Here is a 24,204-nt window from a genome sequence, read left to right as displayed (position 1 = left end):
TCTGAAAATATTATATTTAGAGGTCGGATTTTCATAGGATAACACTGTATATGAGAAGTATAAAAGGCTTTTTTACTCCCATATCAGAGCCTGTAAGTAAAGAATTTAAAAACTGGCATTGTAAAAAAGAAAAAAATAGGATTGGTCTTTAAGTTCTCAATTCTTTTTTTTAATTTGATATTTTTATATAATATCCTACCAATCCTTTTCATTCCTTTATGTGAAATCAGGCTCGAAGGAACATTATTTCACTGAACTGATTTCACGCACAGGCTCCGGGGATAAGCCTGTGAGCTGCAAAAGGCACTTCATAAATAAAGCAGGAAGCCGTAACTTTTAGATCGTTCTAAAAATTCACCGGCATACTGAAATTTGGGGGAAAATGTATGAACGGAAAAGAGTGTAATCTATCACTGGATGAACTTCTGAAGTTTGATGGGGTAATGGCAGCCGGGATCTTCAACCCGGAGGGGAAACTTGTTGAGTACAAGTCCAGGGATGAAATGCCTGAAGAGATGGCTGAGATGACTGCCAAATTCTGCGGAACCGTGAACATGATGTTCGATGCTCTGGCCAGTGCTTACACGCAGCTTTATAAGATGAGCTGGGTGCCTCAGCACAACTGGATGTACAGCGGCGGGGACTGGACTGTTATGATCTCGGGAACGAGAGGGATCTTTGTTGAGAGCTCAAAAGCGGATTTAAAGAAACTCTTTACAGCCCTGGGAATGTGCTAACGCCTGAATAAGCCCTGCTAGCAGCTTGATTCAGGCACTCTTTTAGTTTTTCTCAGTGAGGTCTGCACGTAGGCGGTTTAAGCCTGAGTAGGTTGCACTTTTTTCACAGTACTGCGAAAAAACAAATTTCTTTCGTTGTTTTATTATACCATTAGTTACATAGTTATAATTGGTCCATAGGGTCAGTCCCGGTGTATAAAGAAGACGTACAAAGAAGATGTAACTTAAATAAGTAGTAACTTGACTAAGGTAACTTAATTGACTAAGATAACTTAATTGACTAAGGTAACTTAATTGACTAAGGTAGCTTAATTGACTAAAGTAACTTAACTGAGTAATGACTTAAATAAGTAATAAATTAACTGAGTACAGAACTAAACTACATTAAAATTGGACCAGGCCTTATGGATCACTTTAAAAATCTAACAGGCTCTTAGCAAATCTTTCTTTAATATCTCTTTTAAGTAATTCTCTGATCTGTTTTTCTTGTTCTATCTTCTATTACCGTTTCTTATTTTTTCTGTAAAGTGCAGCGTCTGACCAGTAATCTGATAGTCAGGTGCAGATTCTCAAATGCCTGATCAGGATTTAAGAGGTCTTAACAGATTTTCCATAGCTTTAGCTGCGCAGTTTTTCACTTTATTAAAATCCTGCTCATTAAAACTCCTGCAGGCTTTTGCTGCCAGAAAGCTTGAAAAGAGCCTGTTTCCCACTTACAACCTGAGTTTCCTTGCGCTTATAGAGTGAAGCTTCTCCCAGGTTAAAGCCCAATAAGATGGTTTCATGGATTGTGGCAAGAAACGCAGCGGAAAAGCTGCAATATCTTAACGCTTAATGCTCCCTTCGCCCACTATTACGTGAATTGTTCCTTCCTTATCCCAGTAAATTAAATAAAGCTTTAATCTATTAAATTCAGCTTAATAAGAAGGTAAAATGCCGGAGAGATTCAAATAACCTTTCTTAACCCTTTAAATGGGATTATAAGCAGGCACAAGTTGCAGGCTTTAAATATATTTTCATTATCAAGATACTGCAAGCTGCTGAAAATAGTTACTTCCAACTTAAAGCTACTCCCGAAGTTCTTGAAACCGAAGCTTAAAGTTGATGCAATAAATTATACTGTATATACCGGGCTGTGTGATAAAAGCTTACTTTCTATGATTTAGAGATACTTGTAAATCGCCTTAATCCGGAGTGAATGGAAAATGGAGCCTTTTGAACCTCAGAAAACTAAGACTTCCAGTTATATCGGATGCAAGGAGTTCCCCTGTTCCGACATTAATGAGAATGGATATCTTGTACCTGCTCTGGAAATCGATCCCGAGAGGATTAAAGCGGTTATGGTTTCGGAAGCCCCCCCTGAAGATCCGGCGGACTACTTCTATGCGCCGGGAGAGCCGTTTTACCTGAAAACAACAATACAGGCTTTCCGGGATGCAGGTATGGTAGTAAATAGCATGCAAGAGATCCTTGACCTCGGGTTCTATCTAACAACTGCAATTAAATGCCCGAAACTGCAGTATGGGGTCTCGGCTGCAACAATCAAAAACTGTTCCGTAATTCTCGAAAAGGAGCTTGACCTCTTTCCTGAGCTTGAAGTTTATATGCTAATGGGAGACGTTGCTATAAAGGCTTTCAACTACATAAGCAAACGGCAGACAGGCAAAAACACGATTCCTGCTGGCTCGACTTACAAAATCCGCAGGAATCAGTTTTATTATCAGGACAGGCGGGTTTTTCCATCATATGTGCAGACAGGGCAGAACTACCTGATTGAGAAGTCAAAGAGGGAAATGATTGCCGAAGACCTGGCTGAAGCAATAAGAATAACAGGGTAATGCAGCTGTAAGTTAATGCAAGTCAGCCCAGAATAATTAAAAAGCAGCTCAGGCTAAAATAATTGAAAAAGGTCAAGTTACATATCTGGTGAGCTGCTGGAGGATCATAAGACGACCTGGAAAATCGGGTGAGCTGTTTAATAAAAAATATTATGTATAATGGGTTCCATTTTAATTTTATGAGTAAGTTAGCCGAAGCAATCACATATATTATAGTTCTTGTTTTTGCATTCTGGTTTGTTAAAGCTTCTGTCACTCTAATCCCTGAGTTTATAAAATTTCCATAAGCTAGCGTGTATGCTCTGGACTTTGATCATAAAAACCACTGTTTATGACTTATTATGAGGATCACTGTTCAGCACTTTAATTATTCATGAATACTATTCTTTTTCATCTTTTTGATGCTATTCAGGCGTTTTCCCTGAATTTTATTTTGAATTCGGTCCCTGCCCCTCTTACAAGCTCAATGCTGCCATCGATCTGTTCCACGAGGATATTTACCAGTTGAAGCCCGAGTGAAGAGGTATGCCTGAAATCTATTTTACCTGAAAGCCCTATTCCGTTATCCGATACGGCCAGCAGAAATTTATAGGTTTCACATCTGCCAGTGTTTTTGTCTTCACACTCTACTTTGCCGCTGCCTATTCTGTGCAGCCTGATCTGGATTTCTCCCCTTCCTCCGGGAAAAGCATGTTTTAAGGAGTTGGATACGAGTTCGTTAATAATGATGCCCAGGGGTATTCCCGTGTCCATCCCAAGAAAAACGCTTTCCAGATCCAGTTTTAAGTGGATGTCCTGATTGCCTACCACATATGACGTGAAGAGCTCATTCGCAAGTTTCTGGATGTACGCTTTAAAATCGAAGGTCTCAAAGTTTCCGGTTTCCCCGGTTTTATAGAGCTCTTCGTGAATCAGAGACATCGAGATGACCCTGTTCTGGCTGTCCTGAAAGGACTCTCTTACTTCCCTGTCGCTGAAATGTTCAGCCTGGAGGCTCAGGAGGGACGAGATCACCTGCAGGTTATTCTTAATTCTATGGTGAATTTCTTTTTTTCGGATCTCTTCGGTTTTCAGAAGGGCCAGCTCGGCTTTTTTACGCTCGGTAATATCAAGCATGACACCTACGATCCCGATAATATCCCCCGAGACACTGCTGTAAGTAGCCTTGTGGGCAAGAAAATCTCTTTCTTTTCCATCTATGGCACACCTGACCTTCAGTTCATGGGGTATGCTTCTGCCTTCCTCAAGAAGCATCCTGTCATAAAAAGTAGAGTCTTTGAGAGTTTCATCTGAAAATTGCTCTCTGAACTCAAACATTGAGTGTCCTATTACTTTCTCCTTTGGAAGACCGAGAACCTCTCTGGCAAATATCTCGTTGCAGCCCTGGTAGATTCCCACCAGATTTCTGTAAAAGACCGGGGAGGGTATGGCATCGAGGAAAGTCTCCAGAAAATACACATTATTCTGAAGGGCTTTCTCCACCTGCTTGCGCCCTGCGATCTCCTCGATAAGCCTCTCATTTGTTCTTATAAGTTCGGAAGTCCTCTTTTTAACCAGTTCCTCAAGCTGTTCCTTATACTGGCGCAACTCTTCTTCAGCATGCCTGCGTTCGATTACCTCTGAGATCAGAAAAGCCACCGAGTTAAGGAAATATGTATCATCCGCAACAAATTTTCTCGGTTTTTTTGAGTGTGCACTCAAAATCCCAAAGGGTTTTTCCATCTGGCCAATAACGACACTTATCCCGCTGGCTACATCATGCTCTCTCAGGAGGGAGGGAGCGCTAAAACGTTCTTCCTTTTTGAAATCCCTTACAATTACCGGCACTTTCGAATATGTAGTGTACCCTGCCTGGTATTCTTTACTCCCGCTGACAATAGCCTTTCCTACAAATCCCGGCTTCCAGCCTGCTCCTGCCCTGAGCAGAAAATTCCCGTCCGGAAGAAGTTCCATAATTTTACTGTATTCTACACCAAGAGTCCTCGCAACCAGCTTTACACTTTCGTCCATAAAAGCCTGCAGGCTTTCACACCTGAGAGCCATCCTCCCCATGTTATGGAGTGCATCACTCTGTCGCTCTTTGACCAGAAGTTTTTCTTTCAATTTTTTATGGTTGGTTACATCAAACCCGTAAACATTTACCTGTCCCTCTCCCTCAAGAGGATAAAATGAAATGAGATAAACCCGTTTTCTGAGCTTGATTTCCGTTTTTTCGGGGTTGTTTCGGGCAATCACTCTCTTTACAATATTTCCAATGGAGTAGGGCACTTTCTCTCCGGTTGTTATGCCCCATTCCTGAAGGAAAAGCTCAGCTGTCTCATTCGAATAGATGACCCTTCCATCCTTTCCTATCCTCAGTAAAGGATCAGGGCTGTGAATAACGAATTTTTCCACTCTTATTCTCCTTTGCTTTCTCTTCAGGCTGTTCCTTTTTAAAACCAGCACATTCCGGAGATAAGACTTAAAAGTCAAAGCTGCCCGGATTTCTAATACCTTGAGTTGCGGAGCAGGATATTATCCTGGGCAGCAGTGAGGTTAATTAACCCCATAATCCTCTCGGTCCCCTTTCACTACTTAATAGATATATGTCTGTAATAGATATATGTCTGGCTTATATTTGCTTTTTATAGCATATTATCTTGATTTTTATTATATCTTTTTTTTCTTTTAACTGATTTCATTTTATCTTTGTTTTTGTTTGATCTTAGTTTTATTTTATCTTCGTACCATATCCTCTAAACTCACACGCTTGAGTGTGTTTATAATAGTCCGGTTCTAGAATTACAGCCAGTCAACCTTTAAAATATATTAATAACGTCGTGTCCAGAAATCTCTAAACTATATAGGATATTAGGAAAATCTATATATGCTTGCAATACAAATATAGTATGTCGAAGAGAAGAGCAATCGAACCTGAGATAACAGAAAAATAAATATGACTAAAAAGAGGTGATAAAAAAATGGAGAAACTAAGGAATTTGATTATCGAGAACGTAGCAATATTCAATGAGGCGTTCCCGAACAAATTCTGCCATAGTCCGGATGTCATCTCCGCAATCTCGCACGACTATAAGTTCACTTACGGACAGGTTGAAAACGAGATCGAGAAGATGGTCCATGAAGGGGTTCTCGATGCAGAACTTTCGGACTGGTACGATATAAAGCTTTCATAAGAAGCTTGCTGCCTTTCGAGCAGAAGAATAGAAATCACAAACCACTGCATGAAGACATAAAGGACTAACTGAGAAATAATTAATGGACTGAATATCTAAAAACTGACTGGATATTTAGCCGCTTAGTTAAGTATTTGCACGCCGACCCAGGTGTTCAAATCGGATAAAGAAATATACGCAAAACACGGCGAAAACTCCGGAAGGCGATAAATTCGCTCGAAGTTTCGCAGAGCTTAATTCTTTTTCCCAAAACCTTTTTAATTCTAAATAATTTCCAGAAGGGCATTTTGCATAGCGCTTTTTTCTGATAATGAATTCCAGCTAATAATACTAATTCCAGCTAATAATAATAATAGATACATTTGAGTTAACGATATTAATAATTTGAATTGATTATTAAGCCAGGGTTTTTCAATTCGAAGAAGAGGGCTGAGGGAAAAACTCGCTGTCTTAAATTATTGTCATCTTTTCCTGAAAGGCATTTTTTCCATAGCTTTTGTAACCTGTTTTTCCATCCCATTTTTTAAAACAATCATATCTTAATACTTTGATTAAAGGATAGTTTTGAACCGGGCTTCGGTTCATACCCTTTAAGGGCTATTACCCAGTCCTCTCCATCCCATTTTTTCCCATGCATCATTATCATAGCGCGATTTAACAAGAGTTCTTCTCCCGAGTCTATGAAACCGTTTCCATTCTTGAGTCCGTGTTCAAAAGCATATTTAAGACGCCAAGAGTACCACTCTAAAAATCGTAAGAATGCTTCAAATTTCGATATCCCTAAATTATTCATAAAGAATTCGATACAGATTTCTTGAAGTTGGTCCTGTCTCGGCAGCCAGATATAATTAGTAGAATTATTTCCCGGATAGAGTAACACCTCAACTTTTTCAAAAGCAGGATTGTAAACAAAATCTCCGGATTGAAATACCCATTTCCTTTGAATTTCCTTCGCAAGGGAACACATTTTGACATATTTTTCTGATGTATCCATTTTAACCATCCTCAAAATAAATTATGAGTAATAGGTTAAAAGGAGCACCCGAGCTGTGTGAAAGTATTCGCTTCAGATGGTTCTTATAATGAATCCTGCGTATCGACTGACAAGCTCTGTCAGGCGTAGTGACCCCGATTATGCTATTATTCGACTCCTTAGGTGTAGAAAATTGAAAATGGGGAAAGCAGGTATCAATTTGCAAACGGCTGAAACAAAATCCTAAGGTCGAGGTTATGGTAATAATGGTAAACGGAAGCCCCTATTAAATCATATTGTTCAGGGGATTGTTCCTGAGTTAATTTACTATGCCGCAATGTATGCTTTCCATGCTGTAAAACAGAAGTAATCATTAATAAGGGGCTCTCTGCATACCACTTCTTGATTCTGCTCAGATACACTAGACTCCTTAAAAAGATGGTAATGGGTTATTTGAAGTTTAATATTACGAAGAGTTATAGTATTATATTTCTTAAAATATGTACTTTAGTAAAATATCATTGCCCCGAGTGCCTTTTTTCTGATAATATCTTTTGGCATGCTCCACGAGCAGGGCATGATATTCCTGGTACACCGCCAGGTCCTGAGGAAGATTTTCTTCAAATAAAGCTTTGATTTCATTATAACCTGCTTTTTCATCAACAAGGTTAAGGTTTGTTACTATTCTTTTTGTGTAGGCATCAACAACAAAGGAAAGCTGTTTGAAGGCATACAGCAGGATAGAATCCGCGGTTTCGGGACCCACGCCCTTTAAAGAAAGGAGCTCTTCCCGAGCAGGAATCCGGTCTTCAAGTTCCGAAAACCAGCCTGCAAGGGTTTTCAGGCGTGCTGCTTTCTGGTTATAATAACCTGCCGGTTTGATAGCTTCTTTCAAGGCTTCAGGGGAAAGGGAAAGAATCGCTTCAGGGGAAAGGGAATCTATCTGTTTAAGGTTAAGGAGAGCTTTTTCAACCTGTGTCCAGCTCGTATTCTGGGTGAGCAGGGCTCCGCAGATAATCTCAAACTGCTGGTTCCGGGTTTGCGGGTAGGTATAGTCGGCAGGATGGTATCCCCGGACAGAACCGGTTTTTGAGGGGATTGCCACGCCCGTTTTTTGAAGATCGGTCAGAGGCCACCAGCCCTGCGGACCGTAAGAAGCAAAAAGGCAGTCGTAGATTTTTCCGATTGCAGGTACGGTGCTTTTTGCTCCGGTTTTTTTGCTTATCCCTGCACCGGTTATTTTGCTTATCCCGATGGCTATTCTTCCGGCATCGGGATTTTGAACACGGTTTTTCATTTCATTACTGTAGGGCAAATAAATTATTTAAAGCCGTTCCATTCCGTTTTAACAGGGCAGTATAATACAATTCCAGGATACGATTCCAGGATAGTACGCCTTACTCATATCTCAATGCGTCCACAGGCTTGAGTTCCGAGGCGTTCTTTGCAGGCACCAGACCTGCAATCAAGCCCACGATTATGGAAACAAAGGTTGCAATAAAGGTAGCTTTAAGGCTGAGGGCGAACTCGAAGGGAGCGTTCATTTTTATTGAGAGGAAGAAAAGGACCGCCTGCACTGCTGCCGTGCCAAGCAGGATGCCTATGATTCCGCCTACAAGGCTGATCATTGCGGAATTACAAAGAAAGATCAGCATTATATCCCGGTTTCTTGCCCCTATCGCTTTCATGATTCCGATCTCTTTGGTTTTTTCGAGCACCGATGTAAACATGGTATTTGCAATTCCTGTAGAACCCACAAGAAGAGAAATCCCTGCAATGAAAGCCAGAAAAGCCGTCAGGCCGTTAATCAGCTTTCTGACATTTTCTATTGCTTCTTTATTAGAATTAACATAGAAATCCTGGGTGTTTTCATTAACTCTTCTTGAGAGCCTCAATTTATTCTCAATTTCCTGAATCGAGGAATTGTAATCAGCTCCTTTGTAAAGTTTTACCTCTATAGAACTGTAAGTATCCCTTTCCCTCTCAGGAGAATCTTCATCACTGGAAAGGGAATATATTTCCTGGTAAGGCATATAAAGGCTGCTTCCGAAAAGCCCGGTAAGGCCTCCCAGAAGTCCGCCGCCCTCTGCAAGGATCCCGACCACCCGGTACGACCTGCCGTTCAACATAATCATCTGGTTTAGCCTGATTTCTTTCTGGAAACCCTCCTTTGCAAGTTCATTCGAAAGGACCACAACATTCCTATCCCCGGCTTTTAGCATCCTTCCCTGCTCCAGATCTTTTTTGATAATCCTGGGCCACACAGCCGGGTCCACACCTTTGATCCAGACCCAGACATTCTCGCCGCCGAATTGCAGCTCTGTACCGTGTTCAACATTAACATTGATATATTCAATAGCCGGAATGCGGCGCAGGGTAAATACATCCATTTTTGTAAGTTCAGCTTCTTCTGCGGATTCAGGTTCCAGATAGTCAGCTGTACTGGTCTTAGCTTCTACCTCGTACTCTCCGGCTTCTGTAATCATCCCCGATCCTACTTCCGAATTCTCAGAATTTTCCTCCAGACCTTCTTCCAGATCTCCCGAACCCTCAACTACGGAATCCTCAACCATGAATTCTTCGTCGGTTATCTGGAAGGGAGTTGAGGCTACGATTGTGATGGTATCACCCCCGAAGCCTTCCAGAGTTTCAGTCACCTCTTTCTCGAAGTACTCCCCTGTAGTGACGATTGCCATTACCGAAGCAATGCCTATTATCACCCCTATAATGGTCAGCCAGCTTCTCAGCTTATTGGATTTGACCATACTCAGGGCGATTCTTAAAATTTTCCCGGTTTTCATGGAACACAGGCTCCAGTTTCAGCGTTCTTTCGATTTACCTGCCCGGACCTTCGGATTCCATTTCGTTAAATTCTCTTTCCTGCGCGCTATTTGCTTCTCTCTTTTTCTGATGCTTTTTATAAACCACAACGCACGCTACACAGGCAAGCATGGCGAATCCGGCTTTATACTTAAATGATCCCGAGTCGCCTTCCTGAGGCATATCAGGCTCGGCTGAGGGAGTAAATGGCGCGGAATAGAGGGACAATTGCTTTTCCTCGACCTGCCTGATCCCGTCATTTGAGGTATAGCTTATTTCAAATTTTATTGGCAGGTCTTTTCCCATCTCTTTTGGCTTCAAGTTGAATTCGGCAACTGTATAATCTCCTTTTGGCAGGTTCCCGAGCATTACGGAGTTGCTTCCGTCCGTAACGCTCCAGTTTGCCTGCAAGGGTACAGAAACCTTAACTGAATTTGCCCCATTATTTCCTATGTTCGAAACCGAAAAAGTGTAAGATCCGGCAGGTCCTCTTTCCATAAATGCTATATCGAATTCCGTGGTGCCCCCGATATAGATCCCAGCCTTGCTTTTGATCTCTTTTCGCTTCTGGTTATCTACAGTACCCGCTTCCGTGATAGTCTTGAGTTCTTCAATATCATCATATGTAAGCACCATATCCAGCTTATACATGCCTGGCTTCGTATTGACGTTCGTCAGGACCTCGAAGCTGACATTGGCAGTATCATCGATGTCGACAAGGTTAATGTGCTTGACATTACTGGAACCTACAGGCAGGATCACATCCCCGGTACATTCCCAGGAAAACATTGCATTTTTCAATGGAGAGTTTCCCACGTTCTTTATACCGAAAATAAGATTGGTTTTCTTTCCAGGGACCATTTTTTCAACACTGATATATTCGATTTCAGCGTTTGATTCGCTGTTAACTTCTATGTTGAGTTCTTTAGTAAGAGCAAGCCTATCTTCGTTCCCTTTTGTATAAATATACACCTTCAGAGGATACTTGCCTGCATTGACACTGTTCTCAAGCCCGAGCTTGAATTTCACGACCCTTCTGCGATTATCCTCAGAACGTTTTCCCAGTGTACCTATGTTCTGTACAAGTTTCTCTCCGGCAAGAGCCCTGAAAGGATAATTGGGCTTTATTTCCACGATACAATTTTCCAGATCCTTATATCCCGTATTCTGGATCGAAAGCCTGACTTCAAGGACGTCCCCGGGTTTTACAGGATCCGGGTCCTGGTTGAGCAGGTCGACAGTTAAGCCTTTGTCAAGACCCAGACCTGCACTCTCATCCTCAGAGTCGCTATTATCTTGAGGGCTGTTCTTATCGTCGAGAGTATCTTCAGCCAGTACAGGTTGAATGAGTGAAAAGAGCAGCAAGAGCAAGCAAATAACACCTGTAAGTTTAAGATTCATTTATATTCCTCAGCTTTTAGTCTTATAAATCTAAAAAAATACGGAAGGATTTTATAGGGCACATACTTCCGAAAAGTTCATATTTTCCCTCTCAGGCTTCAGTTTCCGGCACCTCGTAATGGATTTCGGGGTCGAGCTTTTCTTCATTAATCCCGTCTCTGACAATTTTTCCATCCTTTAGCTCGATGTGCCTCCTTGCATATCTCGCAAGGTGCAGGTCGTGCGTAACCATGACTATTGTTTTACCTTCCTCTTTCCAGAGCCGGTGAAGCATTGCCAGTAATTCTTTTCCTGTCACACTATCCAGGGCACCTGTTGGCTCATCTGCGAGAATGATTTCGGGATTGCAGGCAAGAGCTCTGGCTATAGAGACCCTTTGCTGCTGGCCGCCTGAAAGCTGAGAGGGCTTGTGCTGGATTTTATCCGAAAGCCCTACGAGTGCAAGCAGTTTCTTTGCCCTTTTTTCTGCAACTCCATCGTCAATTTCCTGGATTTCAAGGGGCAAAAGCACGTTTTCAAGGGCTGTCATACCGGGAATCAGGTTGTACTGCTGGAAAACAAATCCTATTGTTCTGCCTCTCAGGGCTGCAAGATCCGACTCTTCAAGCCAGGCTATGTTCCGGCCTTTCAGGAAAATCTCACCTTTTGTAGGGATATCGAGGCAGCCCACAAGATTCATCATTGTGGATTTTCCACTTCCTGAAGGCCCCACTATTGCAGCGAACTCTCCTTTCCTGAATTTTACGCTTACAGCCTTCAGGGCATTGACCTGGACTTCTCCCATCTGATAAGTTTTCCAGACGTTCCGAAAGGCAATCAGTGTATTTTCCATATTTTTCTCCAGAATGACTTACTTATGTAAATATAATTAATTGTTTAAAAGTTTATTTTCTTTATGCTTCATGTTAAAAGAAGAATTTCACTTGTAAAGAAAAATTGCAAAATAATTACAGAAATATTACAGAAATATTACAGAAATATTACAGAAATATTACAGAAATATTACAGAAAATATACGACTTATGGAGAGGAAGTTAAGAAAATTTATTCAGGGAACATCCGAGGCTCTCTTTAAGAAAAGGGGAAGAACCGGTAAAGATACTTCGAAGGAAAAATGTTTCAGGAATTATTCGAGGTCCGAATCTTCAAAGATAAATAGTTCATCAATTGTTGTGTTAAGACACTTTGAGATCCGGTGCGCAAGTTTGAGCGAAGGGTTGTATTTTCCTTTTTCAAGAAAGACTATGGTTTCTCTCCTGACTCCAACCATTTTAGCAAGGGCTTCCTGAGTAAGGTCATGCCTCGCCCGGAGTTCCTTTATCCTTGTTTTCACGGTTTACCCTCCGGAAATCTCACTCGATGTCACCTTTCCGCATGAAATACCACCTGAAAACGTTTGCGGAAATTATCATAAAGAAAAGAATTATACCCAGCACGCCGTTTGCTGTCAGTTCGGCCAGCCCGAAATACTGAATCCAAGATAGCACCGTGATAACAACAAGAGTCAGCAACCAGGAATAAGTAATGCCGTAAGCTGCCAGCTTTTTTGTCCTCTCGTCCCTGTCAGGAAGGTCCCCACGCCTGAAAAGCCTGAAAACTGTGGCAATGAAAATAATCAGCCCCATATTGATCAGAAAAATCGGGATCAGTATATCAATATCAAAAAGAACTTCTGATAAGACTACAGATAAGGTTCCGGCAGCCATTAAGGCTATTCCGAAAACAAGTTTATACAGATATTTTTTTTCCATACTCTCATCTCGCAGTAAATCTGAAACAATCTTTTGTGAAACAATCTTTTGCAAGGTTTTGTTTATTATTTACAACAAATTATTCGATATTTTTAACATTTAGTTAGATATAGATAACATACCCCAATATTTAAAAGCTTTGTAATGAAAGGAATTTTCAGTTAAAAACGGATCTTCAATCAGAAATTAACATCATTGTGTGCTCTGAAGCAAAAGTACTGAAGAGCAATAAATTTCGGAATAGAATTAATAGAATTCTAACTGCCCTGGCAGAAGCTAAAATTCTTTGTAAGCTGTTGCGTTCCGGAAGCATAAATTTAAAAATGTAAGAACTTCAGCCTGAATTCAGGAAATTAATGTTTAATAAACGTGTTTTTTCGATACTCTTCAAAAGCCGTCTTTAATTCTTCCTGTGTGTTCATAACGATCGGTCCGTACCAGGCTACTGGCTCACCTATCGGTTTTCCGGAAATAAGCAGGAATCTTACGCCTTTATCCCCGGCAGTCACTTCCAGGGAATTTCCGTCCCCATAGAGAACCAGGTACTCCGGCCCTATTGCACAGTGTTCGGCAGGGTCGAGGTATCTTCCGCCTTCAATTTCAAAAGCACACGGCTCTCTTCCCTTATCGAAATGACCTTTTCCCTCTATTACGTATACAAAGACCGTATAGCCCGGAAGCGTGATGTGGGTGAACTTCTCTCCCGGTGGCACGGTTATGTCCAGATATTCGGGCTCGGTAACGATTCCTTTTACAGGTCCCTCGACCCCATTCACGTCCCCGCAAATAATCCTCACTTTCAGCCCTTTTTCCATAAGAAGTTCTGGAACTCTATTGCTTTTGATTTCCTGGTAGCGCGGCTTCATCATCTTGTGCGAAGCCGGCAGGTTTGTCCAGAGTTGAAAGCCCCACAAGTGCCCTTTTTCATCCCCTTCAGGCATTTCCTGATGGACAATCCCGCTTCCCGCCGTCATCCACTGCACATCTCCGGCTTCGATCAGCCCTTTATTTCCCAGGCTGTCCTCATGCCTGACCGCTCCCTCAATAACATAGGTTATAGTTTCCATCCCCCTGTGGGGATGCCACGGAAATCCGCTCTCGTAGTCTTTCCGGTTCGCGGAATGAAACTCATCAAAAAGCAGAAACGGATCAAGCTCAGGCACCTGATGAAACCCAAAAGCCCGCCTGATATGTACACCTGCCCCTTCAACAGTCGGCATACTTTTTATTAATTTTCGGATTCTTCTCGGATTGGACAGCATAATTACCCCACATGAAAACTATTTCTCGATCCCTTATCCTACTATTAAGATCGTGGTATTTTGGTTTTTTGGAAAACGCGCTATAAAACCACATAAAGTTGGCGCGATGGATTCACGTTGAATATAATTGATAGGTTTTTATGGCATGAAAACTCAATCCTGATCTATAGCCAGATTTCTTTAAGGTAGCTGAAATAAATATAAAAATAAAAAACAGGGAATAATCAAGAAAGATAAAAACAAAGAAACAAAGGAACCTGAAAGATGACCCTAGTTATCGCTTTTATCGGGAAAAACGGTGCAGTAATGACCGGAGACCTGCGGGAAATAACCTTCGAAGGAGATAAGCCGGATCGGGAAAAGCTCGAAAAAGAGCTCTACAGCGGGGCAATAGCCACGGACGGCGAACTCGCAGAAAAAGCCAGGGAATTCGGGGTCGGCATAACGGTCACGGACTGCAAGAGCAAAATCTCGGAAAGGAACGGCGTTCTGGCAGGCGAAGTGTCCTCAATCGAAGGCGGAGTCGTTAAAAAACGAAGACTTTACGCCTCAGCCGGAAATTACGCGATTGCCGAACTCATAGACTTCGAATTAACCTTAACCTCGCACGCAAAGGGAAGCACCTTAATAGTCCTCGGAAACGAATTCACAAAGCAGGTAGCCAATAAATGCTTCAAGGACAACTGGACAAAAAAAAGCACTTTTCAGGATGCCGTAAAAATTCTCATGCTCTGCATGGAAACCGCAGCCAGGAAAACCGCATCTGTGAGCCAGCAGTTCTATTTGATTCAGACAATGTCGAGTGTTGATGTTTTGAAGGCTGTGGAAGAGGATCGGAAAGGGTGAAAAAATAAAAAAAGACAATCGTTTCTAAAGTTTTTTTGTTTTCTACTACTGTCTTTCAATTTAACAATCTGATAAGTTAATAGCTGAGAATTAATCTCAGTTACTTCAAAAACTTGAAGGAAACAATTGAAGCACCAGGTAACTATAAGAATTAGCGAAAGATTATGATAAAATATGCATATATCAGTAAATATATCTATAAAGATGCTATGATACTTTTAGGTCTTGATGAATTTTCTATAAAGGAGTAGAAAATAATGGATTTCATAGATCAAATAAAAGTATTGTCTGCAAAAATTCCCAAGTTATCTGAAAGTATAAAAACTGAAGAAGCCACAAAAAATGCTCTTATAATGCCTCTTTTAGACATACTAGGATACAATGTTTTTGATCCTACTGAAGTTGTTCCTGAATTTACAACAGATTACGGAACAAAAAAAGGAGAAAAGGTTGATTACGCTATTATTCAGGATGATAAGCCAATAATACTGATAGAGTGTAAAAATATTGGCGCTGATCTTGATAAAGAATACGCCTCTCAACTATTCAGATATTTTAGCGTAAGTGAGGCAAAAATTGGAATCCTGACAAATGGAATCATATATCGTTTTTATACAGATATTGACGCTCCAAATAAAATGGATGATAAAGCATTTTTGGAGATAAACTTATTAGATATCAAAGAACCTTTGATAAATGAGTTAAAGCGGTTCAAGAAAGAGTCTTTTAATATTGATGATTTGGCAAATGTAGCCTGTGAATTGAGATATACAAAAGAAATCAAGCAGATACTTGCTAATGAAATTAATTCTCCCTCTGAAGAGTTTGTTAAATATTTTACTAAAAAGGTGACTAACTCTCCTTTTACTCAAAGTGTCCGTGAAAGATTCACTGTTCTTACTAAGAATGCTCTCAATCAGTTTATCAATGACAGGATAAATGAAAGGTTAAAATTCGCAATGACTGAGGATTCACTTTCTCCTAATTCAATAGAACCTGTGCAAACCTCAAGTTTTAAAGAAGGCAAAGAGCCACCTTCATCTGATATTTCAGATGATAACTCAGAAAGAATCGCAACAACTGAAGAAGAGTTAGAAGGATATTATATAATCAAGGCAATTCTTCGTGAAAGCTTAGATCTAAAAAGGATTGCCATAAGAGACAAGAAATCTTATTGCGGTGTGTTATTAGATGACAATAACAGAAAACCTATTTGCCGCATGTATTTCAATACTAAGCAAAAATATCTAGGCTTATTTAATGGAGATAAAGATGAAGAAAAAGTTCCCATAGATGATTTAAACTGCATATATGACTATGCAGACAAACTGAAAACTGTAGTTGGCAGTTACGATAATAAAAAACTAGATGTAGAGGGTATAAACTAAATTCTTTCAAAACACCTTCTCTTTTTAATTCTTTGATATCATTTGCTGGAAGCTCAAAAAACCTTCAAGGCTAAAGCAATAAAATACATTTGTAGTTATTATATATCAGGAAAGCAGGGAACTTGTATAAAAACTTCAAAACCTGAAAACTCCCGATTAATAATTAATACCACCTCTACAATTATCTCCTTCATGTCCCCCAAAGCCGGATGGCAGTTCTGGATAGACCGCGGAGGCACGTTTACTGATATCGTTGCCCGCAGCCCTGATGGAAAACTGATCACGCACAAGCTTCTTTCCGAAGATCCGTGTCACTATAAGGATGCAGCCATGCATGGGATTCGGCAGATTCTCGGGCTGCCAGGAGATGCGCCGCTGCCTGCTGAAATTATAGAGTCCGTGAAAATGGGAACAACGGTCGGCACGAATGCTCTGCTTGAGCGGAAAGGGGAAAGGACTGTACTTGTTATAAACCGGGGGTTCGGGGATGTTTTGAGAATCGGGTACCAGAACCGCCCGGATATATTTGCTCAGAAGATTGAGCTTCCGGAACAGCTTTATGAGAGAGTTATCGAGGTGTCCGGCAGGGTCGGAGCCGGCGGGGAGGAGCTTGCAGCCCTTGACCTTAAAAATGCAAAAAAAGAGCTTGAAGCGGCTTTTGAAGCCGGAATCCACTCGGCTGCAATCGTGCTTATGCATGCGTACAGGTTTCCCGAGCATGAGCTCAAACTCGGCAGGCTTGCCAGGGAAATCGGGTTTACGCAGGTGTCGCTTTCCCATCAGGCAAGCCCGTTAATAAAACTCGTAAGCAGGGGGGAAACGACAGTCGTGGATGCCTATCTTTCTCCTGTGCTCCGCAGGTACGTCAATGTGGTGCAAAAATCCCTGGGAGATGTAGGGGGAGGAAAAGAAAGCGGAAATGGGACTGATAAAGCTAGCTGGGGAGGTAGAGATCCGGGATTAATAAAAAGCCCCAGGCTCATGTTCATGCAGTCCAGCGGGGGGCTTACGGACCCCGCAACATTTCAGGGCAAGGACTGTATCCTTTCCGGTCCGGCAGGGGGAATTGTCGGGGCGGTTGCAACTTCGGAAATGGCGGGAGCAGGGAAGATCATAACTTTCGATATGGGAGGCACCTCTACGGACGTAGCCCAGTACAGCGGGGAATACGAGCGCAGTCTTGAAACCGAGATTGCAGGGGTGCGCCTGCGTTCTCCAATGATGCGTATCCATACGGTTGCAGCAGGCGGAGGCTCCATACTTCACTACGAGGGAGGCAGGTTCAGGGTTGGTCCCGATTCGGCAGGTTCGGAGCCGGGGCCGTCTTGCTACCGAAAAGGTGGACCGCTTACGGTTACGGATTGTAATGTCATGCTTGGGAAATTGCAGCCCGAATTTTTCCCGCCGATTTTCGGGTCTGATGCCAACCAGCCGCTTGATTTTGAAATTGTGCGCAGGAAATTCGCAGAGCTTGCGGAAAAGGTTTCAGGTGAAAGTGAAAGCGGAAATAGTACCTGGACGCCTGAACAGGTAGCCGAGGGTTTCCTTTCGGTTGCGGTTGAGAATATGGTAAATGCTATCAAGAAAATCTCGGTCCAGAGAGGGTATAACGTAAAAGAATATACTCTCTGCTGCTTCGGAGGAGCTGCTGCCCAGCATGCCTGCAGGGTTGCAGACAGCCTCGGGATCGAAAGCATTTTCATTCATCCGTACGCAGGCGTGCTCTCGGCATACGGCATGGGGTTTGCAGACCGGAGGCTGATAAAAGAACACTATGCAGGCAGCGAACTCTCAGATACGCTGGTAGAGCATTTAAAAACAGTATTTTCCGGGCTTGAGAAAGAAAGCCGCCTGCTCATGCGCGAACAGGGACTGCAGGAAGATAAAATTGCTGCGCTCTACAAAGTGCATATGCGTTATGAGGGCTCGGATACACAGCTGGTTGTCGATTTTGCGGATAGGGATATTCTCAGGGAGGAGTTTGAGGAAGCCCACAGGAAGCGTTTCGGATTTGTGATGGAGGGCAAAGCCTTGATTATTGAAGCCGTTTCCGTAGAAACCATCGGAATTAATGAGAAAGTTCTTGATCCTGTACTGGAAAGGGAAGAACATCCTGTTATCTCTCCTGTCGCCGGAGTCCGGATGTACAGCAACGGGGAGTTTCACACGACCCCGGTTTTCCAGAGAGAAGAGCTCAAACCCGGAGCCTGCATACTCGGGCCTGCTATACTTATCGAGAAAAACACGACCATTATTCTCGAACCCGGCTGGGAAGGAGTAATTACTGAACGTAACCATCTTTTCCTTAAAAGGAATCTTCCGCTTCCTGCCAGTACAGCTATAGGGACCGGTGTCGACCCTGTAATGCTAGAGATTTTCAATAACAGGTTCATGTCAGTTGCCGAGCAGATGGGATTCACCCTGCAGAATACCGCACACTCGGTAAATATAAAGGAGAGGCTGGACTTCTCCTGCGCCGTTTTTGACGGGCAGGGGAACCTTATAGCAAATGCGCCCCATATCCCTGTGCACCTGGGCTCAATGGGAGAATGCGTAAAATCCCTTATCCGGACACAATTAAAGGAAATGCGTGCAAGGGATGTATATCTGATCAATTCCCCGTACCACGGAGGAACCCATCTGCCTGATATCACGGTTGTTACCCCGATGTTTGGAAGTTCAGGGGAAATCCTGTTCTACCTCGCATCCAGAGGTCATCATGCCGATGTAGGAGGAATCAGCCCGGGTTCCATGCCGCCGGGCAGCAGAAACATCTCGGAAGAAGGAGTGCTGAGCGAGGGTATGAGAATTGTAAAACAGGGTCGGTTCTGTGAGGAAAAGCTGAAAGCCTGGCTGGACTCGGGAGAATATCCCGCAAGAAATCCTGACCAGAATATTGCTGATATCCGCGCGCAGACCGCAGCAAATGAGAAGGGGCTTTCCGAATTGGGCAGGATGGTTGAGGAATTTTCCCTTCAAACCGTTAAAGCTTATATGGGCTATGTACAGGATAACGCCGGGGAAGCGGTCAGAAGAGTTATTGACAGGCTCGCAAACGGGGAATTCATCTATTCACTTGATGACGGAAGTGCAATCAGGGTGAAAGTTACAATCGACCGCAAAAACAGGGGTGCCAGAATCGACTTTACAGGTACTTCTCCTCAGCTTCCGAATAACTTCAATGCTCCCGCTTCGGTTTGCATCGCTGCCGTGCTCTATGCGTTCAGGACGCTTGTAAGAAGTGACATTCCTCTCAATGCAGGCTGCCTGATGCCGCTTGAGATTATCATCCCTGAGGGTTCCCTGCTAAAACCCGTACCCCCTGCTGCGGTTGTTGCAGGAAATGTTGAAACCTCGCAGTATATTGTTGATGCCCTTTTCGGAGCCCTTGGCGCGCTTGCGGCTTCCCAGGGTACGATGAACAATTTCACCTTCGGAAATGCCGACCTCCAGTACTATGAAACCATTTGCGGAGGTGCAGGGGCAGGCCCCGGATTTTCAGGAACGGATGCCGTTCACACGCACATGACCAATTCAAGGATTACCGACCCTGAAATCCTCGAAACAAGGTTTCCGGTTTTGCTTGAAGAGTTTTCCATCCGGGAAGGAAGCGGCGGAGATGGCAAATTCAGGGGTGGGAATGGGGTTGTCCGTAAACTCAGGTTCCTGAAGGATATGAATGCCGCCATTCTTTCAAGCCACAGGAAACTCCCTCCTTTCGGGCTCAAAGGCGGAATGCCCGGAAAGTGCGGAAAAAATATGCTTATCCGCAGGGACGGCAGTGTTCTCGAAATAGGAGGGCAGGCTGAAATTGTGCTGAAGTCCGGTGAACTTTTTGTGATCGAAACCCCGGGCGGTGGAGGATATGGCGAGAAGGGAACCCAGGAAAACTAAAAATAAAACAAAATAAAATAAAACAAAATAGAATAGAATAGAATAGAATAGAATATAATAGAATAGAATAGAATAGAATAAAAATAATAAAATAAAAATATAATAGAGTAGAATAAAAAATAATAAGATAAAATAAAAAAATATAAGAAATTAAAATGGAAAGTAGGTCAAAATATAAGAAGTTAAAAAGGCTTTTTTCGGAAGGCAAACCTTTTTACTTCACACCTGACTTCACTTTATAATTCTGTAAGTATATTCAAAGTCTCCTCCGGGCTTTCCGTTTCCATCCCCATCAAGAGCAATACCGCGCTCGTCCATTATGAATCCTGATCCGGTTTCGCTTCCAATTAAGGTGACTGTAATTTCAGCGCCTGATTCCCCCGCAGGATATTCGTCATAAGGACGGAACATCAGCATTCTGGAGCCTGTGTCAAGCAAGCCGTCAACAGGTTCATTCGATGCAGAACTTCTGACTATTACGGTTTCTTTCGTGATGGTTGCGTTATTCATAGGCATATCAAATTCGATCCAGATAGGGGAATCATGCCTGAAAGCAAAGGTCTGCCTGTCAGGATAGATGGATTTAACCCTTGGAGGAGCCTGTCCGCGCTTGAATGGCATGGAAAAGGATTTTAAAGCTTCTGGAAGGAACCTGTCATAACATATGTGTTTTTTAGAGGCATATATAATGGCAATTCCTGCAAACGCCCCCAGCAGGAGTTTACACCATTTATTTATTTTGTACAGGCTTATACCCTCCTTCAGGCTCACTCTACTTCGATTCCGTGTCCACTCTTTTTAGCAGCCTGTCTCTTAAGTGCGTATATAATTGTAGCGCCAGCAAGCACACCAAGAACTATTTTACCTATTTTCATTGAAGGCCCATGAGCTGCTTCAACTTCGGCTGGTTCACTCAATATTATCTCTTCTTCAGGTTCAAATTCGTATTCGATTTCTTTTTCAGGTTTTTCTGACTTGAGTTGATTAATGAGATACGCCCCGAGGGCCAGTTTGGCATATTTACGCAACGTACCCCTGCTCCTTGATTTCATTTTCTTCATCACATATGCACTCAGCGCTAACTTACCGTATTTGCTTATATTCAGCAATCTTACACCCCCTCGCTTTTCCCTTACCGGACATCCCCCGAATTCTATAATTTTTACCCGGAAAGGAGAGTAGTGGATTTAATACTCCTGTATTTATCCTATAGCTTGCATATTATATAACGGCAACTATACAAGGGATTAAATTATTTTATACTGACTTCGAGACTATTTATATATTTGTTATAGTTTTAAACAGGCGCGAGATCCGGCACACAGGAGGAAGTAAATAAAAATGCACTTAAAAATTAAACCGAAGTACGGAAGGAAAAATTCTGAGGCAAGTAGCAAAGAACGGTTCTCCGGTTTGAAAGTTACAGCCCTGTCCTGCGCCTGTGGAAAAAATTCGTAATAAAAGAGAAGTAAAAGGAGGAATTATTATATGAATAAAAAATTAAAATAGAGAATTAAAATAAAGAATTAAAATAAAGAATTAAAATAAAAAATTAAAAGATTTTTTGTGGAGTTTCTTCATCTCACGATATTGAATTTATATTCGAAATCTCCCCCCGCTTTTCCATCGTTGTCTCCATCAAGGGGAACGCCTTTTGTATCGGTGATAGCTCCCGATCCGGAATCGGTTCCTATTAAAGTAATGGAGACTCTGGCTCCGCCATTTTCCATAGGATAGTTTGCATATGGCCGGAACATCAGAATCCTGTCACCTGCATCAAGGAAACCGTCTACAGGTTTATCGGAGACTGAATTTTTAACTATAACCGTATCCTTCGTGATAGTAGAACTGTCCATAGGCGCATCGAATTCGACCCAGATCGGGGATTTGAGGTTATGAGATAAAGTTTGCCTGTCCGGGTAAACAGCCTTGACTGTAGCAGGAATCGGACGGCGTTTAAACGCTCTCCCGGGAGTGGTTTTGGGTTTTCTATGAATTTGTTTCTCACGAACTACCTTATCGTAAGTATATCTCATTGTAATTCCGGCAACCAAACCCGCCACAACTCCGGCAACGGTTCCAGCAACTGCTCCCGTTATCAGACCACCAGGTGTGTGCTTCTTTGTCAGTTTTATACCCCCACAACATATTACGGACTCAGCCTTAATTTTACAGGCTTTAAAAGCATTAGTTGTGACTGCATTTCCTGGCTGAAGGATGGATACTTACTGGAATAATAAATATTTACCAGTCCTGAGCAGGAAAAGAATTAAAAGTTAGTTTAATTTGACAGCACGTTCGACTCAGTACATCCATCTGAATGCCCTTTATTTTATTATGAGGCATTTATGTGGTTTAAGAGTCCTCTTAGAAGCGGATATGACTTTTTTGTGTACTTCTTTCTCATGGATATACCGATCGTAAATATACATAACCACAAGTCCGGCAGTCAAGCCAGCTAAAATCCCGGCAGCTGTCCCTGTTAATAAACCGCCAACTACATGCATTTTCTTTAGTTTTATGTTTATACCCCCCATTTGTTAACTACTTACAGTGGTAACCTGTTCAACCTTAATCTTACTTTTTTCTTAGAGTTCTTTGTAACTGTAAACAGTACTGCAACAGTAACCTGTACTTCAAATACAATTACAATAATCTTGAGTTTCCGTAACCTATTCCTTTCTTCCCCGGTTTTCCCCTGGACGGAGACTCGATGCCCGCCGGAATAATGAATATTCATCAACCCTGACCGGGAAAATAGCTTACCGGCGCTTTTGAATTAAACCGCATGTTTCTCACATGCTACCTCTGTTTATATTATCCGTAATATATATAATAGCCGCAAAATATACATTTTAAATAAACGATACTTTGCTTTTGCCTGCTGTCAATAATATAAAATATCGGAAGAATGGAAAGGGAGAGTAGTAGATAGGATAGGTGTGATCCGGGTCGAAAAACCTTTTTGTATTATCGAAATGAAACTAAAAGCATGAAACAATCAATAGGAGCAAAGCCACAGGCGTTTCCGACGCCGACCTGGGTCGTAGGCACCTATGATATGAACGGAATACCAAATGCCATGACCGTAGCCTGGGGAGGGATCTGCTGCTCGAACCCTCCATGTATCAGCGTATCCTTAAGAAAGGCAACTTACAGCTATGCCGGGATCATAGAAAATAAGGCATTTACCGTAAGCATCCCGTCCGAAGACTATGTAAAAGAAACCGATTACCTTGGTATGGCAAGCGGCAGGGATGAAAACAAGTTTGAAGGAGCCTGTCTCACCCCTGTAAGGAGCGAAATCGTGCCCGCCCCTTACGTAGGAGAGTTCCCGGTTGTCCTCGAATGCAAACTTCTGCATACTCTTGAGATAGGGCTTCACACCCTCTTTGTAGGAGAAATCGTGGATATCAAAGCCGAAGAATCCGTGCTTGACGAAAATAAGAACCCGGATATTGAGAAAATCCGTCCGATTATATACGGTACCGGAAACCGGAGCTACTATAGCATCGGGTGTAATATCGGAAAGGCTTTTTCGATAGGGAAGGAATGCTGAACTAAATGGAATAAGAAAGATGGGGCGGTTATATCCAGGGGCTAATTAATTAACAGGCTATAAATATCCGTGCTATGTCATCTGTCCTTTATTCTTCCAACCGCCCTTGCGCATTTCCAGTTGCCTTTTTACTCTTTCCCAAAAGCCTTTTTCGCAATTATTCTCCATCCCCTGTGGTCTTTTCCCTCAAATTTTTCCACAACGGCTTCAAGAAGGGAAGGGATATCAAGGTGCTGCGGGCATCTTTCAGCGCATTGTCCACACTGCACGCACTGGGAAGCGTAGCCGAGAACGCCGCCTCTTATTATCGCGCCAGGCTTTGCCGCATACATCAATTTCGCTTCTTTTTCATTGCCTGACAGGTAGAAATTATCATAAATTTCAAAGCACCCGGGAATATCCACACCTGAAGGGCAGGGTAAACAGTATCTACAGCCTGTACAGCCTGTTTTCATAAGTTCCCGGTATTTTTGCTCCACTCGCTTCACAAGCTGTATTTCGGCTTCGGTCAGGGTATCAGGGTAGGCTTCGGATGCAATCTTCAGGTTTTCTTCAATCTGGG

21 protein-coding genes are annotated in these 24,204 nt (G+C 42.5%); 8 read left to right on the top strand and 13 right to left on the bottom strand.

Annotated features, from left to right (window positions below; translation table 11 throughout):
* Nucleotides 1–386 precede the first annotated feature (386 nt).
* From EQO05_RS14120 to EQO05_RS14115, 3 genes are all read left to right on the top strand, one after another.
* Nucleotides 387–737 carry a DUF2173 family protein gene (locus EQO05_RS14120; RefSeq protein ID WP_128507582.1) on the top strand — a complete coding sequence of 117 codons (351 nt, stop codon included), beginning with the start codon at nt 387–389 and terminating at the stop codon, nt 735–737.
* A 573-nt stretch (nt 738–1,310) separates the two neighbouring features.
* The gene (locus tag EQO05_RS15685) at nt 1,311–1,484 is read left to right on the top strand and encodes a hypothetical protein (protein WP_164888575.1); all 174 of its coding nucleotides are present in this window, start codon (nt 1,311–1,313) and stop codon (nt 1,482–1,484) included.
* Nucleotides 1,485–1,942: 458 nt separating this feature from the next.
* Complete coding sequence (locus tag EQO05_RS14115) at nt 1,943–2,575, top strand: uracil-DNA glycosylase family protein (RefSeq protein WP_240664736.1); 633 nt, start codon at nt 1,943–1,945, stop codon at nt 2,573–2,575.
* Nucleotides 2,576–2,983: 408 nt separating this feature from the next.
* Here the strand turns inward: EQO05_RS14115 and EQO05_RS14110 are convergent, their stop codons facing one another.
* A complete protein-coding gene (locus tag EQO05_RS14110) occupies nt 2,984–4,969 on the bottom strand; it encodes a histidine kinase dimerization/phosphoacceptor domain -containing protein (RefSeq protein WP_240664734.1) in 1,986 nt (661 codons plus the stop codon).
* Nucleotides 4,970–5,535: 566 nt separating this feature from the next.
* Here EQO05_RS14110 and EQO05_RS14105 point away from each other — a divergent pair.
* Nucleotides 5,536–5,748, top strand: coding sequence for a hypothetical protein (locus EQO05_RS14105; RefSeq protein ID WP_128507580.1), 213 nt, complete (start codon nt 5,536–5,538; stop codon nt 5,746–5,748).
* 532 nt (nt 5,749–6,280) lie between these two features.
* Here EQO05_RS14105 and EQO05_RS14100 read toward each other — a convergent pair.
* From EQO05_RS14100 to EQO05_RS14065, 8 genes are all read right to left on the bottom strand, one after another.
* Complete coding sequence (locus EQO05_RS14100) at nt 6,281–6,742, bottom strand: hypothetical protein (RefSeq protein WP_128507578.1); 462 nt, start codon at nt 6,740–6,742, stop codon at nt 6,281–6,283.
* Nucleotides 6,743–7,214: 472 nt separating this feature from the next.
* Nucleotides 7,215–8,018, bottom strand: coding sequence for an endonuclease III domain-containing protein (locus EQO05_RS14095; protein ID WP_128507576.1), 804 nt, complete (start codon nt 8,016–8,018; stop codon nt 7,215–7,217).
* A gap of 100 nt (nt 8,019–8,118) precedes the next feature.
* Complete coding sequence (locus EQO05_RS14090) at nt 8,119–9,522, bottom strand: ABC transporter permease (RefSeq protein ID WP_128507574.1); 1,404 nt, start codon at nt 9,520–9,522, stop codon at nt 8,119–8,121.
* A 34-nt stretch (nt 9,523–9,556) separates the two neighbouring features.
* Nucleotides 9,557–10,942, bottom strand: coding sequence for a COG1361 S-layer family protein (locus tag EQO05_RS14085; protein ID WP_128507572.1), 1,386 nt, complete (start codon nt 10,940–10,942; stop codon nt 9,557–9,559).
* Between the two features lie 91 nt (nt 10,943–11,033).
* The gene (locus EQO05_RS14080) at nt 11,034–11,774 is read right to left on the bottom strand and encodes an ABC transporter ATP-binding protein (RefSeq protein WP_128507570.1); all 741 of its coding nucleotides are present in this window, start codon (nt 11,772–11,774) and stop codon (nt 11,034–11,036) included.
* Between the two features lie 294 nt (nt 11,775–12,068).
* A complete protein-coding gene (locus tag EQO05_RS14075) occupies nt 12,069–12,275 on the bottom strand; it encodes a helix-turn-helix transcriptional regulator (RefSeq protein ID WP_128507568.1) in 207 nt (68 codons plus the stop codon).
* Nucleotides 12,276–12,294: 19 nt separating this feature from the next.
* Nucleotides 12,295–12,693: a hypothetical protein gene (locus EQO05_RS14070; protein WP_164888574.1), complete on the bottom strand. Its 399-nt coding sequence runs from the start codon at nt 12,691–12,693 to the stop codon at nt 12,295–12,297.
* A gap of 353 nt (nt 12,694–13,046) precedes the next feature.
* The gene (locus EQO05_RS14065; RefSeq protein ID WP_128507566.1) at nt 13,047–13,955 is read right to left on the bottom strand and encodes a pirin family protein; all 909 of its coding nucleotides are present in this window, start codon (nt 13,953–13,955) and stop codon (nt 13,047–13,049) included.
* A gap of 264 nt (nt 13,956–14,219) precedes the next feature.
* Between EQO05_RS14065 and EQO05_RS14060 the strand changes: the two genes are divergently transcribed.
* From EQO05_RS14060 to EQO05_RS14050, 3 genes are all read left to right on the top strand, one after another.
* Entirely contained in the window at nt 14,220–14,801 is a 582-nt protein-coding gene (locus tag EQO05_RS14060) for a DUF2121 domain-containing protein (protein WP_128507564.1), read from the top strand.
* Between the two features lie 257 nt (nt 14,802–15,058).
* Entirely contained in the window at nt 15,059–16,189 is a 1,131-nt protein-coding gene (locus tag EQO05_RS14055) for a type I restriction endonuclease (protein WP_128507562.1), read from the top strand.
* A gap of 192 nt (nt 16,190–16,381) precedes the next feature.
* Complete coding sequence (locus EQO05_RS14050; RefSeq protein WP_128507560.1) at nt 16,382–20,083, top strand: hydantoinase B/oxoprolinase family protein; 3,702 nt, start codon at nt 16,382–16,384, stop codon at nt 20,081–20,083.
* A 231-nt stretch (nt 20,084–20,314) separates the two neighbouring features.
* Here the strand turns inward: EQO05_RS14050 and EQO05_RS14045 are convergent, their stop codons facing one another.
* The 3 genes from EQO05_RS14045 to EQO05_RS14035 all read right to left on the bottom strand — a co-directional run bounded on the left by EQO05_RS14045 (nt 20,315) and on the right by EQO05_RS14035 (nt 22,146).
* A complete protein-coding gene (locus EQO05_RS14045) occupies nt 20,315–20,854 on the bottom strand; it encodes an Ig-like domain-containing protein (protein ID WP_240664733.1) in 540 nt (179 codons plus the stop codon).
* Complete coding sequence (locus tag EQO05_RS14040; RefSeq protein ID WP_128507558.1) at nt 20,851–21,192, bottom strand: hypothetical protein; 342 nt, start codon at nt 21,190–21,192, stop codon at nt 20,851–20,853. The genes EQO05_RS14045 and EQO05_RS14040 overlap by 4 nt, the downstream gene beginning before the upstream one ends.
* A gap of 468 nt (nt 21,193–21,660) precedes the next feature.
* The gene (locus EQO05_RS14035; protein WP_240664731.1) at nt 21,661–22,146 is read right to left on the bottom strand and encodes an Ig-like domain-containing protein; all 486 of its coding nucleotides are present in this window, start codon (nt 22,144–22,146) and stop codon (nt 21,661–21,663) included.
* Nucleotides 22,147–23,075: 929 nt separating this feature from the next.
* On the opposite strand from EQO05_RS14035, the gene EQO05_RS14030 reads away from it, so the two are divergent.
* The gene (locus EQO05_RS14030) at nt 23,076–23,642 is read left to right on the top strand and encodes a flavin reductase family protein (protein WP_128507556.1); all 567 of its coding nucleotides are present in this window, start codon (nt 23,076–23,078) and stop codon (nt 23,640–23,642) included.
* A 128-nt stretch (nt 23,643–23,770) separates the two neighbouring features.
* Here EQO05_RS14030 and EQO05_RS14025 read toward each other — a convergent pair.
* On the bottom strand, nt 23,771–24,204 hold a 434-nt coding region (locus EQO05_RS14025; RefSeq protein ID WP_205793829.1), incomplete at its 5' end, for a 4Fe-4S dicluster domain-containing protein.

The sequence above is a fragment of the Methanosarcina sp. MSH10X1 genome (assembly GCF_004099695.1).
In the GTDB taxonomy this organism is placed as follows: Archaea; Halobacteriota; Methanosarcinia; order Methanosarcinales; family Methanosarcinaceae; genus Methanosarcina.
This window is presented reverse-complemented; position numbering and strand designations above follow the sequence as displayed.

Coding starts and splice junctions, on each gene's coding strand:
- EQO05_RS14120 (WP_128507582.1), top strand. CDS start 387: ATGAACGGAAAAGAGTGTAATCTATCACTGGATGAACTTCTGAAGTTT.
- EQO05_RS15685 (WP_164888575.1), top strand. CDS start 1,311: ATGCCTGATCAGGATTTAAGAGGTCTTAACAGATTTTCCATAGCTTTA.
- EQO05_RS14115 (WP_240664736.1), top strand. CDS start 1,943: ATGGAGCCTTTTGAACCTCAGAAAACTAAGACTTCCAGTTATATCGGA.
- EQO05_RS14105 (WP_128507580.1), top strand. CDS start 5,536: ATGGAGAAACTAAGGAATTTGATTATCGAGAACGTAGCAATATTCAAT.
- EQO05_RS14100 (WP_128507578.1), bottom strand. CDS start 6,742: ATGGATACATCAGAAAAATATGTCAAAATGTGTTCCCTTGCGAAGGAA.
- EQO05_RS14095 (WP_128507576.1), bottom strand. CDS start 8,018: ATGAAAAACCGTGTTCAAAATCCCGATGCCGGAAGAATAGCCATCGGG.
- EQO05_RS14090 (WP_128507574.1), bottom strand. CDS start 9,522: ATGAAAACCGGGAAAATTTTAAGAATCGCCCTGAGTATGGTCAAATCC.
- EQO05_RS14085 (WP_128507572.1), bottom strand. CDS start 10,942: ATGAATCTTAAACTTACAGGTGTTATTTGCTTGCTCTTGCTGCTCTTT.
- EQO05_RS14080 (WP_128507570.1), bottom strand. CDS start 11,774: ATGGAAAATACACTGATTGCCTTTCGGAACGTCTGGAAAACTTATCAG.
- EQO05_RS14070 (WP_164888574.1), bottom strand. CDS start 12,693: ATGGAAAAAAAATATCTGTATAAACTTGTTTTCGGAATAGCCTTAATG.
- EQO05_RS14065 (WP_128507566.1), bottom strand. CDS start 13,955: ATGCTGTCCAATCCGAGAAGAATCCGAAAATTAATAAAAAGTATGCCG.
- EQO05_RS14060 (WP_128507564.1), top strand. CDS start 14,220: ATGACCCTAGTTATCGCTTTTATCGGGAAAAACGGTGCAGTAATGACC.
- EQO05_RS14055 (WP_128507562.1), top strand. CDS start 15,059: ATGGATTTCATAGATCAAATAAAAGTATTGTCTGCAAAAATTCCCAAG.
- EQO05_RS14050 (WP_128507560.1), top strand. CDS start 16,382: ATGTCCCCCAAAGCCGGATGGCAGTTCTGGATAGACCGCGGAGGCACG.
- EQO05_RS14030 (WP_128507556.1), top strand. CDS start 23,076: ATGAAACAATCAATAGGAGCAAAGCCACAGGCGTTTCCGACGCCGACC.